Genomic DNA, 13,914 nt, shown 5'->3' with positions numbered 1-13,914 from the left:
CTAGTCTCTGATGCGCAACGCGCAGCATGCGCGTATGATTCGCGACCCTTCGCCGAGCTCTTCGGCCAAGGCCCCGCTTTCAACATTCTTCAGGCCACGCCTGAATCGACCCACCGGGAGGTGCTTAAGATGAACGACAAAGACCAGAACGACAGCCAGGAAATCGGCCCAGCAGGCGAAAAACTGCAAAAGGTGCTGGCGCGTATCGGCGTGGGCTCGCGCCGCGACGTCGAAGCCTGGATCACCCAGAAGCGCATCAAGGTCAACGGCGTCGAGGCCACCCTCGGCCAGCGCGTCGACCTGCATGACGCTATCACCATCGATGGCAAGGTCATCAAGCGTGAAGAGGCGGCCGAGTCGGTGCGCCGCGTGATCATGTACAACAAGCCCGATGGCGAGATCTGCACCCGTGACGACCCGGAAGGCCGTCCGACCGTGTTCGACAAGATGCCCAAGCCAAAAGAAGGCCGCTGGATCAACATCGGTCGCCTCGACATCAACACCACCGGCTTGCTGATGTTCACCACCGACGGTGAATTGGCCAACCGCCTGATGCACCCGTCCTACGAGATGGACCGTGAGTACGCCGTGCGTGTACGCGGTGAAGTCGACGACGAAATGATCGAACGCCTCAAGGCTGGCGTGGTGCTGGAAGACGGCCCGGCCAAGTTCACCGACATCAAGCAGGCGCCGGGTGGCGAAGGGTTCAACCACTGGTACCACTGCGTGGTGATGGAAGGCCGTAACCGTGAAGTGCGTCGCCTGTGGGAATCCCAGGGTCTGGTGGTCAGCCGCCTCAAGCGCGTGCGTTTCGGCCCGGTGTTCCTCAACTCCGACCTGCCGATGGGCCGCTGGCGCGAAATGAGCCAGTACGAAGTCGACATCCTCAGCGCCGAAGTCGGCCTGACGCCGGTGGCGATGCCGCAGATGAACGCCAAGAGCAAGGACAAGCTCGAGCGTATGCAGCGCAAGTCGTCGCGTCCTGTGGCGCGCACCGAGCGTGTTGCCCGCACCCTGCGCCCGGCGTTGAATGCACCGGCCACTGGCGGTCGCATCTCCCGTGAGCCGCAGATCGAAGGTGAGCGTCGCCCCACCGCGCCATCGCGTCAGGAAGGTGACCGCGCGCCACGCACGCCGCGTCCAGCCCCTGCGGGTGGTCGCAGCAACCGTGGTGAAGCGGATCGCCCCGCCGACAACGCCAGCACCAAGCGCCCAGCCAAGCCGGCGGCCAACAAGCGCCCTGGCCCGAAACTGGTCGCTGACGAGCCGTCGGGCAAGCGCCGTGGCGCGCCGGCCGGTTCCGGTCAGCGTCCTGGGTTTGGTCGCAAGAAGCCGCAATGATGTTTTAAGCGCTGCACAAAAAACGCCAATCTTCGGGTTGGCGTTTTTTTTGCGATCTCAAATTGAAATGCAGTCACCTGTGGGAGGGGGCTTGCCCCCGATTGCGGTCTGTCAGTTACAAATTTATTGGCTGATCCACCGCAATCGGGGGCAAGCCCCCTCCCACATTTTGAACCTCATTTGATTCGAAATAGGGGCTCAAAAAGCAAACGTGCCATCGAACACCGGCTTGTCATCCAGCGCCAACACCCCACTGGCAAAAATCAGATCCAGGTGATGACTGCCTTTCTGCCCGCCCCCCAGGCCCAGGTGCAGCCCGCAATGACGCTCTTCAAAGCCGGCATTGCGCGCGTACAGATCCTTCACGCCTTCATTGGTCCCAATCCCCAGTTCCTCCACGCGGCGGTTGGACGGGTTGGCATTGAGGTACTTGTTGAAGTCATCCGCCAGACCCGGCACGTCGCTGGCCACGCTGCAGATGGTGGAGTTCTCGATCCACAGTTCCAGCGGCGACTCCAGCACGCCATATTTGCGTGCAAAGGGGATGGTGCTGAGAAACGTGCCGACAAATCGCACTTGCCCGTTGATGGCTTCGCTGTGGGTGGCGATCTCGCCGGGCGCCAGGTCGTGGTTGCCGACGCCGTTGATATTGGTCCACTTCTTGATGCTGCTCATGGGGGCTTCAAGGCGTGAGCCGTGCTTGTCGGTGAAGCTCAGCACATTGGCCTCGGACATGCGCCGGATCAATGTGGCGTTGAGGTCGGCAATGCGCTGCGGTTCGACGCTGAAGGTGTCGTAGAAATAATCGCCGTAGTCCTTGAACAACAGCGACTTTTTCCAGTGTTCGGCCATCACGCCCTGCAGCGCGCGGATAAAATCCGGGCCTTCGGCGCGTGGGTTGGGCAGGGTGGAGGAATCGTAGAGGAACAGGTACAGGTCACAGGCTTCGATGGCCTGGGCCAGGGATTCGCTGGCGCTCAGGTCCAGGCGCTGCACCTGGAAATTGAAACGGGCGGCACTGCCCTGGGTGATTGCCTGGGCGATGGCGTCGTAGCGTTCGGTGTGGCCCAGCAGCACGGTAGGGCGGTTCAATCCCTTCAGGGCCGGGTGGTGGGCGAGGTAGTAGAGAAAATGTTCCACGGCGCGGGCCTTGTCCATGACGGGTGTCCTTCGATGCCTTGGGTAAGGGGGCAGGTGCCGTGCACAGCACCTGCCGAATGCCTGCCGGGTGTTAGAACGGCCACATCGCGGTGCCAAATGGCACAACGGCATCGGCTTGCATCATTTCAACGGCGGCCTCATGGGTCGGCGCTTCAAACCAATCGTCGAGTTGCAGTTCGGTTTCCAGGTCTTTTTCCAGTGCTTGCATGGTGTATCTCCTAGAGGACGGTGTTTGAGAACGGCTTGCCGACGGGCTTCGTCGGCAAGTGCACAGAACCTAGGAGAGTGTGTTTCAAAATGCAAAATATTTATTGACACGGTTTCATTTGGACTTTTTCTTCTGTTTTTTTGACACTATTTTTTATCGAGAAAAAACAGCGAATTGGCTGAACCGATTCTTCAGTCGTGGCGGACCGCCAATTTTTCGTAAACCCACCTCCGAGCCTGACCGTAAAGACTATTTTCCGGTATGTAACGATAGGTTTACGCGACAGTTCCGTAATCCTTGGGCATCAAACAGCTGTAAGAAATAGCTGACAGATTGTCGGGTGCACGATCCTGGTGCGTGCCGAAGCTGTCGAGCGGTGTACAATGCGCCGCGTTTTACTGTGACGCCTCTTGCGTAGCCACGCAAAGGCCAAGACCTCAGGGTTTATCCGCCCTGATCACTCCGCCCGGCCACGAGCCAGACGGGTTCGATTTCGTCACAGATAAAAACAAACAGGTGACGCATGACCGCTATAAAGACGCTGTACTCCTGGTGCCTGCGCTGGGGTTTGAGCGGCGCTGCTTGAGTCGGTAATTCAAGGCAGCAACCTGCATTCAACCTCTTCAAACCTTGCGTGAGACCCTTTTCATGAGTGGACCCCATTCCTCTTCAGGCGAGCTGAAACGCGGCCTGAAAAATCGACATATCCAGTTGATCGCCCTGGGCGGCGCCATCGGCACCGGTCTGTTCCTCGGCTCGGCCGGGGTACTCAAGTCCGCCGGCCCATCGATGATCCTGGGCTACGCCATCTGCGGCTTTATTGCCTTCATGATCATGCGCCAGCTCGGCGAAATGATCGTCGAAGAGCCGGTCGCCGGCTCCTTCAGCCATTTTGCCCACAAGTACTGGGGCGGTTTCGCCGGTTTCCTGTCGGGCTGGAACTGCTGGATTCTGTACATCCTGGTGGGGATGTCAGAGCTGACCGCGGTCGGCAAGTACGTGCACTACTGGTGGCCGGAAATCCCGACCTGGGTTTCGGCGGCGGCCTTCTTCGTGCTGATCAACCTGATCAACCTGGCCAACGTCAAAGTCTTCGGTGAAGCCGAGTTCTGGTTCGCAATCATCAAGGTAGTGGCCATCGTCGGCATGATTGCCCTGGGCAGCTACCTGCTGGTGAGCGGCAGCGGCGGCCCGCAAGCCTCGGTGAGCAACCTGTGGGACCATGGCGGCTTCTTCCCCCATGGCGTCGGCGGATTGGTGATGGCCATGGCGATCATCATGTTCTCCTTTGGCGGCCTGGAAATGCTCGGTTTTACCGCGGCCGAAGCGGACCAGCCGCGCACCGTGATCCCCAAGGCGATCAATCAGGTGATCTACCGCATCCTGATTTTCTACATCGGCGCCTTGATGGTGCTGTTGTCGCTGACGCCGTGGGACAGCCTGCTGGCCACCCTCAACGCGTCGGGCGATGCCTACAGCGGCAGCCCGTTCGTGCAGGTGTTTTCGATGCTGGGCAGCAACACCGCTGCGCATATCCTCAACTTCGTGGTGCTGACCGCGGCGCTGTCGGTGTACAACAGCGGCACCTACTGCAACAGCCGCATGCTGCTGGGCATGGCCGAGCAGGGCGATGCGCCCAAGGCTCTGGCGAAGATCGACAAGCGCGGAGTACCGGTGCGTTCGATCCTGGCATCTGCGGCGGTCACGCTGGTGGCGGTGTTGATGAACTACTTCATCCCGCAGCATGCGCTGGAGTTGCTCATGTCGCTGGTAGTGGCCACGTTGGTGATCAACTGGGCGATGATCAGCTTCTCCCATTTCAAGTTCCGTCAGCACATGAACCGTACCGGCCAGGTGCCGTTGTTCAAGGCGCTGTGGTATCCGTACGGGAACTGCATCTGCCTGGCGTTCGTGGTGTTTATCCTGGTGATCATGCTGATGATCCCGGGAATCCAGGTGTCGGTGTATGCGATCCCGGTGTGGGTGGCGTTTATGGCTGTGTGTTACTGGCTGAAAAACAAGCGTAAGGCACAGGCCGCCCTGGTCAGGCCACAGACCGTACTTGAGTAACCTCGTTAACCCTCAATAAAGAACCCGGCGTATCGCCGGGTTTTTTTGGACTGGCGGAACGTGTGGCGTATGCTGATCGGCCTGAATCACGGACCTGTTCCAATGCTGGTAATTTCCAACAACGTGCACCTGCCCGACGCTGAAATCGAGCTGACCGCCATTCGCGCCCAGGGCGCCGGTGGGCAGAACGTCAACAAGGTGTCCAGCGCGGTGCACCTGCGTTTTGATATCCCGGCCTCATCGTTGCCGGAGTTTTACAAGGAGCGGCTGCTAGCATTACGCGACAGCCGCATCACCAGCGACGGCGTGCTGGTGCTCAAGGCCCAGCAATACCGCACCCAGGAACAGAATCGCGCCGATGCCCTTGAGCGCCTGGTGGAGTTGATCCTCAGCGCCACCAAGGTCGAGAAGAAACGCCGTCCGACCAAGCCCACCCTGGGCTCGAAGAAACGCCGCCTGGAATCCAAGACCAAGCGCGGCAGCATCAAGGCCGGGCGCGGCAAGGTCGACTTCTAGCTGTCGCGGGCTTCGCGTGCCTTCGGCGCCTGGCGGTAGAGGTACAGGCTCAGCAGCAAGCCACCGCAGGCAGCGAGGGCAGCGAACAGGAAGATCGAGGCAAACCCGAAGCCTGCCGCCACGGCCCCGGCCAATGGCCCGGTGATGCCCAGCGACAGGTCGATGAACAACGAATAGGCGCCCACTGCCGCACCACGACTGGAGGCGGGCACCAGGTTGACCGCTTCCACGCCCAATGCGGGAAATACCAGGGAAAACCCGAAGCCACTCAATGCCGCGCCGGCCAGCGCCAGGCGCGCATCCGGCGCCAGCCACAGCAACAGCAGGCCGAGCACCTCCACCGACAGGCAGGCGATTGCCACGCGAAAGCCGCCGATCCGGTTGATCAAATTACCAAACAGCAGGCGTGCACCGATAAAGCTGGCGCCGAACAGGCTCAGTGCCCACACCGCGTTTTCCCAATGCTGGGTGGTGTAATACAAGGTAATGAAGGTCGCGATGGTGCCAAAGCCGATAGAGCCCAGCGCCAGCGCGCAGCCGTGCGGCAAGACTCGGCCCAGCACGTTCATGAAGGGCAGGCGCACGCCGGTTACGATTGGCGCGGCGACCTTGTTCCAGGCCAGCAACAGGCCGATTGCCGCCAGCAGGAGGATGCTGACGCCCATGCTCCACAGTCCGAAATTTCTTACCAGTAATACGCCCAGCGGCGCACCGACCGCCAAGGCGCCATAGCTGGCGATCCCGTTCCAGGAGATGACCTTGGCGGTGTTCTGCGCACCGACCCGGCCAATGCCCCAACCGATGGCGCCCGAGCCCACCAGGCTTTCAGCACTGCCCAATACCAGACGACCGATCAGCAGGCTGGCAAGGCTCAAGGCCGGCAGGCTTGAAAACCACGCCGCGAGCAGCATGAACACACCGCTTAAGCCACACCCCGCCAAGCCAATCAGCACGGCACGCTTGCTGCCCAGGTTATCGATGATTTTGCCCGCATACGGGCGACTCAGCAGGGTGGCCAGGTACTGCACGCTGATCACCAAGCCTGCAATCACCGCGCCGTAACCCAGCTGGCTGTGCACATAGCCGGGCAATACGGCGAGCGGGATGCCGATATTCAGGTAACCGATAAAGGTGAACAGCACGATGGAAACGACTTGCAGCGTGACCGCCATGGGGCGCTGGGTATCTGGCATAGGAGAGGTCCACTGTCGCAGCAGGTAAAGATAGGCTGCTAATGATACCGATGCTTTGCCCGGTGCAGGGGCGCGAAACGCAAAAACCTCGGATCAAGCAGGTTTCAGGTCTGGGCAGGGGTCAGTAACTGGGTGGTCACCAAGGCGGCCAGGGCGTTTTCCTGGGTGCCGAAACGCTGGAGCAGCGTGGCTTGCTTGTCCGCGCTGAGGCGGTTCCACACTTCGATCATCTGCAAGGCAGCGTCGAGGACGGCGGCGTCCGGGGCATCAGGGAGGGTGTCGGTCATGGTGGGTACCTCAGGGTTCAGGCAGTGTGGAAAGCGCTTGAATGTGCGCTTTCCACACGGTCTGGTACGGCGTCAGTCCTGGCGTTTGCTGTCGACTGGTTTGGCTTGTTTGGCCTCAGGCTGCTTGGGGCTGGCCTGTTGCGGTGTTGGCTGCTCTGTAGGGTGCAGGCTTGGGAAGGGGAGATTAGGTATCTCGTGCATCGTCGTCGCTCCTCGCAAGGTCTGTTGTCAATCGCAGGTGATCCGCGCTTTCAAAAAGCCTTGGCAGGATACAGCACCCTAAATGACAAATAGACTTTTATCGCGATGGATGTACGGATTTTCATCCTGCGCGTTAGAAGGGCACCTTGCCCAGGATCATGTCGCGGTACATCACGAAATCACCGAGCAGGCTATAGAACGGGTGCTGAAAGGTAGCCGGGCGGTTCTTTTCATAGAAGAAATGCCCGATCCAGGCGAAGCTGTAGCCGGCAATCGGCACGGCCAGCAACAGGCCCAGCGAGCCTCGGCCAATGGCGTATGCCAGAATGCCGATTACCAGCGTGGTACCGATAAAATGCAGGCGCCGGCACGTGCTGTTGCCGTGCTCGGTCAGGTAGTAGGGGTAAAACTCGGCGAAGCTGTTGAACCGCTTGAGATTTTCCACGGTAGCAGGCCCTCTGGTTGTTGTGCCGCCCAACAGGTGCTCGGCGGGGAGCGTGTTTGAGTCTAGAGTGATCGGTGCTGACAGCCAGTGACAATAGATGCCACTTTAGTATCCTTGCCTTTCTGGCTGCCATTTCGGCCCGCTTTATTCAAGAAGACGCCATGAGCGAACGAACAACTTCTGCAAGCTGGGCCATGGGCATCGTCAAGGCCCTGGAAATGGACGGCCTGGATTGCCGGGCCCTGTTCATGCAGCTGGGGCTGGACTACGCCGCCCTGAGTGATCCCGACGCGCGTTTTGCGCAAGACGCCATGACCCGTTTGTGGCAGCGTGCGGTGGAGTTGTCGGGCAACCCGGCCATTGGCCTGAACATGGGAAAGGTGGTGCGACCCGCATCGTTTCATGTGGCCGGTTATGCCTTGATGTCCAGCAACACCCTGGCCGAGGGTTTCAAGCGCCTGGTGCGTTACCAGCGCATCATCGCCGAAAGCGCCGACTTGAGCTTCCGCTTGTCCCCCGAGGGTTATGCGCTGATTCTGACCGTGCACGGCGATCACCTGCCGCCCACCCGACAAAGCGCCGAAGCCTCCCTGGCGAGTGCCTTGGCGCTCTGCGGCTGGCTCACCGGGCGCACCCTGCAACCGCATAAAGTACTGCTGCAGGGTGATCAGCCGGCGGATTTGACGCCCTACAAACAGGTTTTCCACGCGCCGCTGGAATTCAACGCGCCGTATGACGCGCTGATTTTCGAGCAGGCTGACATGGATGCACCGCTGCCCACGGCCAATGAGGCCATGGCGATTCTGCATGATCGTTTTGCCGGTGAATACCTGGCGCGCTTTTCCGAAAGCCGCGTGACCCACAACGCCCGGCAAGTGCTATGCCGCCTGCTGCCCCAGGGCGAGCCCAAGCGCGAAGTGGTGGCGCAGACGCTGCACCTGTCCCAGCGTACCTTGCAACGGCGTTTGCAGGAGGAGGGCACCAGCTTCCAGGCGCTGCTCGATGACACCCGCCGTGAGCTGGCCGAGCAGTACCTGGCGCAGCCGAGCATGACCTTGCTGGAAATTGCCTACCTGTTGGGCTTTGCCGACCCCAGCAACTTCTTTCGCGCATTCCGCCGCTGGTTCGACGCCACGCCCGGCGAATACCGGGCGCGGTTGCTGCAAGCGTCGAGCGTCAGTGACGCCAGAACGCCGGAATACAGAGCACAAACACCGTAATGATCTCCAGCCGCCCCAGCAGCATACCCAACGACAGAATCCACTTGGCCGCATCCGGCAGGCTGGCGAAATTGCCGGCCGGGCCGATGGTTTCACCCAGGCCCGGGCCCACGCCGGACACGGTGCTGGCCGCGCCGGTCAGCGCGGTCATCCAGTCCAGGCCCAGCAGCGACAGGGCCAGTGCGATGGCGCAGATGGTGATGGCGAAGAAAAACGAAAAGGTCAGGATCGACCGCACGATTTCTTCATCGAGACGATGGCCGTTGTACTTCTGTTTGATCACCGCGCGCGGGTGAATCAACTGGTTAAGGTTGGCCTTGAGCAGGATATAGGCGACCTGAAAGCGGAAGATCTTGATCCCGCCGGCGGTCGAGCCGGAACAGCCACCGATAAAGCCCAGGTAAAAGAACAGCATCAGTGAGAAGTTACCCCAGAGGCTGTAGTCCCCCAGCGCGAAACCTGTAGTAGTCACCACCGAGGTGACGTTCAGCGCCACATGGCGCAGGGCGTCCAGCCAGTGCAGGTTGGTGGTCCACCAATACCAGGTGCCGAGCACCAGCCAGGTCACCACCAGCAAGCCGAGCAAACCCTGCACCTGCTGGTCCTTGATCAACGCCCGACGGTTGCCACGCAGGGTCGCCACGTAGAGGGTGAATGGCAAGCTGCCGAGGATCATCACCACCACCGCCACCCAATGCACCGCCGGTTGCTTCCAGTGCGCCAGGGATTCATCGGAGGTGGAAAACCCGCCGGTGGAAATCGCCGACATGGCGTGGTTGATCGCATCGAACAGCCCCATCCCGGCCCACCAGAACGCCAGGCTGCCGAGGATGGTGATGCCCACATACGCCGCAACGATCAGCCGCGCAACCATGTGCGAGCGCGGCATGACTTTTTCTGAACGGTCCGACGATTCGGTCTGGAACAGGCGCATGCCACCGATGCGCAGCAGGGGCAGGATCGCCACCGCCATGCCGATGAAGCCGATGCCGCCGAGCCAGTGCAGCAGCGAGCGCCACATCAGGATGCCCGGCGACATGCTGTCCAGCCCGCTCAACACGGTGGAGCCGGTGGCCGTGATGCCGGACATGCTTTCAAAAAACGAGTCGGTGTAACTGATGTGCTGCGTCAGCAGAAATGGCAGCGCCGCGAAGACGCACACCACCACCCAGCTTGTCACGGTAAGCAGGTACATGTCCCGCGGGCGCAGGTGCACGTGCTCGGGGCGACCGGGAATGATCAGCGCCAGGCCGGCGAGAAAGGTAATCATGCTGGCCCACAGGAACGAGGGCAGGTCGCTGGTGCGTTCGAAGATCACCAGTGTGGCCATGGGCACGACCATGGCGATCGCAAGCGTGATCAGGAAGATGCCGATGATGAAACCGATGATGCGCAGGGTCGGCAACGCCATGAAGTTCGCTCTGGAGATTGGGCAGAGGCGCCATTCTACCTGCGGTGCAGGGCATGTAAACCGGTGAGCTCGGGAAACAACCTGGAGCAAATGTGGGAGGGGGCTTGCCCCCGAAGGCGCCGGGTCAGCAAATAAATCTTTGCTGACACACCGCTATCGGGGGCAAGCCCCCTCCCACATAGGTTTTGTGGTGGTGCAGATGGCGCATGAAAAAGGCGACCCGAAGGTCGCCTCTTTCAACTCGCCCTGGATCAGAACTCGTGATCAGCGCTGTCCGGGTTCAGGTCGCTGATGCCCAGCTTGCCTGCGGCGGCTTCGATCGAGCCGGTCTGCTTGACCAGCGCAGCGATGGCGTCACGGACGATCTGGTTGCCGGCATCGTTACCGGCTGCGATCAATTGGTCGTAGTGCTCGCCCTTGGCTGCGTGGTCAACCATCACCTGGATCTTGGCTTCAGTTGCCGCCAGGTCAGCCTTGAGGGCTGCATCGGCAGCCGGGTCGGCTTTGGCGACCAGGGACGACAGGCTCGGGCCGGTCAGCTTGTTGCCGTCAACGCGGGTGTACTCGCCCAAGTAGACGTTGCGGATGCCCTTGGCGTCGTAGAAGTGCGAGTTATGCGTGTTGTCGCTGAAGCAGTCCTGCTCGTCTTCCGGCGAGTTGGCCTCCAGGGACACCTTCATGCGTTCGCCAGCCAGCTCGCCGAGGGACAGGCTGCCCATGCCGAACAGCATTTTGCGCAGGCCGTCGGTAGCCGGTTCCGACTCGAGGGTGGCGCGGTAGTTGTCTTCGACGTTGGGCTTCCAGTTGCCGACCATTTCCTGCAGGTCGCTGACCAGCAGTTGGGTCACGGCACGCAGGTAGGTACGACGACGCTCGTTGTGGCCGCCGGTTGCACCGTCGCCGGTCATGTAGTCCGAAGCCGGACGGTTGCCCGCGCCAGGACCTGTACCGTTGAGGTCCTGGCCCCAGAGCAGGAATTCGATGGCGTGATAGCCGGTGGCGACGTTCGCTTCGGAACCGCCCAGCTCATTGAGGCTGGCGAGTTTTTCCGGGGTGATTTCCTTGACGTCGACCTTGTCTTCGCCAACCTGGATTTCAGTATTGGCAATGATGTTGGCGTTGGCGCCGGGGTTGCCCAGGGCGTGTTCGTAGGATTTGTCGACGTAGTCGATCAACCCTTCGTCCAGGGGCCAGGCGTTCACCTGGCCTTCCCAGTCGTCGATGATGGTGTTGCCGAAACGGAACACTTCACTCTGCAGGTAAGGAACGCGTGCCGCGATCCAGGCGGTACGGGCCGCCTTGAGCGTGTCGGCGTTCGGGTTGGCGAGGAAGGTGTCGATGGCGCTCTGCAGGGTTTTTGCGGTGGACTCGGCGTCGCTGTACACGGCGAACACCATGTCTGCGTAATGCGCGACCACGGCCTTGGCGGCAGCCTCGTCGACCTGGCCCGCAGGCGTGGCCGCCGCAGGAGCGGTGGTGCTGGCAGCGGCAGGCGCCTGAGGCGCGGCGGCCTTGTCTTTACCTTCGCCGCAGCCGGCGAGAGAAATAGCAATGGCCAGCAGACTGGCGGTGGCCAGGGGCATACGAATCATGGCGAACATCCTGCTTCGGTTGTTGATAGGGCGCGCGCGCGGGCGCAAAAGCTGCGACATAATGCGAAAGATTTGCATTTTGTGTAAAGGCTTATACGCGGGAAATATTTGGTATCGATGTGCCGGCTCAAAGAATCGCCGCGTTATCACGTTCCGATTGCTTCAGAAAAGCCGCCAACTCCCGGGCCTGCAGCGGTTTGCTGTAGTGGTAGCCCTGGCCTTCATGGCAACCTTCGGAAATGATGTAGGCCTCCTGCTCGGCAGTCTCCACGCCTTCGGCGATCACCTGCATGCCCAAGCTTTTGCCCAGTTGGATAATGGCCCGCACGATGGTCGCATCGTCGTCATCGTCCAGCAGGTCCTGGACGAAGCTCTTGTCGATCTTGATCTTGTCCAGCGGCAGGCTTTTCAAGTAACTGAGGGATGAATACCCGGTGCCAAAGTCATCGATGGCGATCAACGCCCCCGAACGGCGCAGGCTCAGCAGGTGTTGGGCGGCGGTGCTGATGTCTTCCATCAGGCCCGTTTCGGTGACTTCCAGCTCCAGGCTGCGCGGTGGCAGGCGGTAAATCTGCATCAGGTTGTTGACCACTCGCGGCAGCTCGGTGTGGTGCAACTGCACGGTGGACAGGTTCACCGCCATGCGCAGCTCGGTGAAGCCCAGGTCATGCCATTCGCGCAGTTGACGGCACGCCTGGTCCAGTACCCATTCGCCGATGGCAATGATGGTGCCGTTCTGTTCCGCCAGCGGGATGAACAGGTCCGGCGGAACCAGGCCGTGCTCCGGGTGCTGCCAGCGAATCAGTGCCTCTACACCGACCACGCGGTGGTCGCGGTAACTGATCTGCGGTTGGTACACCAGATGAAACTGGTCGCGGCTCAAGGCATCGCGCAGGTCTTTCTCCAGTTCGCGGCGCCGACGTATTTCACTGTCGACGCTGGCGATGTAGAACTGATAGCGGTTGCGCGAGCGGCTTTTGGCCAGGGTCATGGTCTGTTCGGCTTTTTGCAGCAGTTTCTCGGTGCTGTCGCCGTCTTCAGGGAACAAGGTGATGCCGATGGTGGCGCGCAGGCGGATCTGGTCCTGGTCCAGGGAAAACTCTGCTTCGAGGTCATCCAGGATACTTTGCGCCAGCTCGGCGGCTTCGTAGGGCTGGTCGATATCGGCCTGCACCAGGGCGAACTGGTCGCCACCCAGGCGGGCGAGTGCGCCGAGGCGACCGCTGTGGGCGCGCAAGCGATCGGCCAGGGCCAGCAGCAGTTTGTCGCCGTTCTGGTAGGTGAACTGCTCGTTGACGCTCTTGAAATCATCCAGGCCCACGCACAGCACCGCCACGCGGCGCTGGCGCCGGCCGGCATCGGTCAGGATCCGGTCCAGCTGCTCCTGCAGCTTCTGGCGGTTCGGCAAGCCGGTGAGAAAGTCATACTGGGCCATGCGCAACAGGCTGGATTCGGCCTCGTGGCGCAGGTGGGTATTGCGTTCGATGGATTCGAGCAACTGGTTGGCGGTGTTTATCCACAGGCCCAGCTCGTTGCGCTCATGCCCCTTGAGCTGCGGGATCTTGTGCTCGCTGGGCCGGTCCGGGTTGATCGAGGTCAGATGCTCGATGATCCGCGACAACGGTCTGGTCAAGAGCCAGTGATACACCAGGTACAGCACCAGGCCCATGGCCAGGGCGCGCAACACGCCGGCAATAAAAATGATCACGGAGCTCACAAGGAAGCCTTCGCCGTAAGTGGCGGTGTCCAGGGTGATGCTCAGGTCGCCGTAATACTCGCTGTAGGGGCCCTTGCCGACCAGCGGAGTGGTGAAGGTGCGTTCCTTTCCAAGAATCAGGTCGGTCAGCCAGCGGCTGGAGGATGGCTGCAACGGCCGGCTTTTTTCCGCCAGCATGGTTTCGTTGGGATGGCCGATGGACGCCACGCGCACGGCGTCATCCTGAAACAGCCCTTCGATCACCTGCATGCCCATTTCGCGGTCCAGGCTATAGACGGCCTGGGTCGAGGGGTCGCGAAACATGTCGAGGATACGTTGCGCATCGCCGGCCACGGCCTGGCGCGTCTTGTAGGCATCGAAAACGATCTGCGCCACGCTCAACGCCACGCCCACGATCAATGCCGAGAGCAAGACGACCCGTAGCAACTTCACCGACAAGCTGTTTTTGAGTTCCAGCTTCAAAGGGGCATTCCTTGTCTCATGCGGGTGGCCTTCAATATGCCATGAGTATTGGCAATCTGGTGATGGCAGTCAAAGGAACATTGGGACAAG

12 protein-coding genes are annotated in these 13,914 nt (G+C 60.8%); 4 read left to right on the top strand and 8 right to left on the bottom strand.

What is annotated here, in order from left to right; translation table 11 throughout:
• Positions 1–129 precede the first annotated feature (129 nt).
• Positions 130–1,341 (top strand): 23S rRNA pseudouridine(2605) synthase RluB, encoded by a 1,212-nt coding sequence (gene rluB, locus SC318_RS20705; RefSeq protein ID WP_071484392.1) that lies wholly within the window; start codon positions 130–132, stop codon positions 1,339–1,341.
• A 198-nt stretch (positions 1,342–1,539) separates the two neighbouring features.
• Here rluB and SC318_RS20700 read toward each other — a convergent pair whose 3' ends face one another.
• Complete coding sequence (locus SC318_RS20700; RefSeq protein WP_320428269.1) at positions 1,540–2,499, bottom strand: CgnE/CgnB domain-containing protein; 960 nt, start codon at positions 2,497–2,499, stop codon at positions 1,540–1,542.
• A 73-nt stretch (positions 2,500–2,572) separates the two neighbouring features.
• On the bottom strand, positions 2,573–2,710 hold the full coding sequence (locus tag SC318_RS20695; RefSeq protein WP_003237751.1) for a hypothetical protein: 138 nt from the start codon (positions 2,708–2,710) through the stop codon (positions 2,573–2,575).
• 648 nt (positions 2,711–3,358) lie between these two features.
• Here SC318_RS20695 and SC318_RS20690 point away from each other — a divergent pair.
• Positions 3,359–4,780, top strand: a complete 1,422-nt coding sequence (locus tag SC318_RS20690; protein ID WP_320428268.1) for an amino acid permease — start codon at positions 3,359–3,361, stop codon at positions 4,778–4,780.
• A gap of 102 nt (positions 4,781–4,882) precedes the next feature.
• On the top strand, positions 4,883–5,296 hold the full coding sequence (gene arfB, locus SC318_RS20685) for an alternative ribosome rescue aminoacyl-tRNA hydrolase ArfB (protein WP_017847165.1): 414 nt from the start codon (positions 4,883–4,885) through the stop codon (positions 5,294–5,296).
• On the opposite strand, the gene SC318_RS20680 is transcribed toward arfB, so the two are convergent.
• The 3 genes from SC318_RS20680 to SC318_RS20670 form a co-directional block, all read right to left on the bottom strand.
• Positions 5,293–6,489: an MFS transporter gene (locus tag SC318_RS20680; RefSeq protein ID WP_320428267.1), complete on the bottom strand. Its 1,197-nt coding sequence runs from the start codon at positions 6,487–6,489 to the stop codon at positions 5,293–5,295. The two genes, arfB and SC318_RS20680, sit on opposite strands and share 4 nt — an antisense overlap.
• A gap of 104 nt (positions 6,490–6,593) precedes the next feature.
• Entirely contained in the window at positions 6,594–6,776 is a 183-nt protein-coding gene (locus tag SC318_RS20675) for a hypothetical protein (RefSeq protein WP_306494381.1), read from the bottom strand.
• A gap of 334 nt (positions 6,777–7,110) precedes the next feature.
• Positions 7,111–7,422, bottom strand: coding sequence for an Mpo1-like protein (locus SC318_RS20670; protein WP_124387934.1), 312 nt, complete (start codon positions 7,420–7,422; stop codon positions 7,111–7,113).
• Positions 7,423–7,583: 161 nt separating this feature from the next.
• On the opposite strand from SC318_RS20670, the gene SC318_RS20665 reads away from it, so the two are divergent.
• On the top strand, positions 7,584–8,642 hold the full coding sequence (locus SC318_RS20665; protein ID WP_320428266.1) for an AraC family transcriptional regulator: 1,059 nt from the start codon (positions 7,584–7,586) through the stop codon (positions 8,640–8,642).
• On the opposite strand, the gene SC318_RS20660 is transcribed toward SC318_RS20665, so the two are convergent.
• The 3 genes from SC318_RS20660 to SC318_RS20650 form a co-directional block, all read right to left on the bottom strand.
• Positions 8,599–10,053: a TrkH family potassium uptake protein gene (locus SC318_RS20660; RefSeq protein ID WP_320428265.1), complete on the bottom strand. Its 1,455-nt coding sequence runs from the start codon at positions 10,051–10,053 to the stop codon at positions 8,599–8,601. The genes SC318_RS20665 and SC318_RS20660 overlap by 44 nt on opposite strands.
• Positions 10,054–10,304: 251 nt before the next feature.
• A complete protein-coding gene (locus SC318_RS20655) occupies positions 10,305–11,645 on the bottom strand; it encodes an imelysin family protein (RefSeq protein ID WP_320428264.1) in 1,341 nt (446 codons plus the stop codon).
• 127 nt (positions 11,646–11,772) lie between these two features.
• Positions 11,773–13,824 (bottom strand): putative bifunctional diguanylate cyclase/phosphodiesterase, encoded by a 2,052-nt coding sequence (locus SC318_RS20650; RefSeq protein ID WP_320428263.1) that lies wholly within the window; start codon positions 13,822–13,824, stop codon positions 11,773–11,775.
• Positions 13,825–13,914: the final 90 nt, after the last annotated feature.

It is taken from the genome of Pseudomonas sp. MUP55 (assembly GCF_034043515.1).
GTDB lineage: Bacteria > Pseudomonadota > Gammaproteobacteria > Pseudomonadales > Pseudomonadaceae > Aquipseudomonas.
This window is presented reverse-complemented; position numbering and strand designations above follow the sequence as displayed.

Coding starts and splice junctions, on each gene's coding strand:
- rluB (WP_071484392.1), top strand. CDS start 130: ATGAACGACAAAGACCAGAACGACAGCCAGGAAATCGGCCCAGCAGGC.
- SC318_RS20700 (WP_320428269.1), bottom strand. CDS start 2,499: ATGGACAAGGCCCGCGCCGTGGAACATTTTCTCTACTACCTCGCCCAC.
- SC318_RS20695 (WP_003237751.1), bottom strand. CDS start 2,710: ATGCAAGCACTGGAAAAAGACCTGGAAACCGAACTGCAACTCGACGAT.
- SC318_RS20690 (WP_320428268.1), top strand. CDS start 3,359: ATGAGTGGACCCCATTCCTCTTCAGGCGAGCTGAAACGCGGCCTGAAA.
- arfB (WP_017847165.1), top strand. CDS start 4,883: ATGCTGGTAATTTCCAACAACGTGCACCTGCCCGACGCTGAAATCGAG.
- SC318_RS20680 (WP_320428267.1), bottom strand. CDS start 6,489: ATGCCAGATACCCAGCGCCCCATGGCGGTCACGCTGCAAGTCGTTTCC.
- SC318_RS20675 (WP_306494381.1), bottom strand. CDS start 6,776: ATGACCGACACCCTCCCTGATGCCCCGGACGCCGCCGTCCTCGACGCT.
- SC318_RS20665 (WP_320428266.1), top strand. CDS start 7,584: ATGAGCGAACGAACAACTTCTGCAAGCTGGGCCATGGGCATCGTCAAG.
- SC318_RS20660 (WP_320428265.1), bottom strand. CDS start 10,053: ATGGCGTTGCCGACCCTGCGCATCATCGGTTTCATCATCGGCATCTTC.
- SC318_RS20655 (WP_320428264.1), bottom strand. CDS start 11,645: ATGATTCGTATGCCCCTGGCCACCGCCAGTCTGCTGGCCATTGCTATT.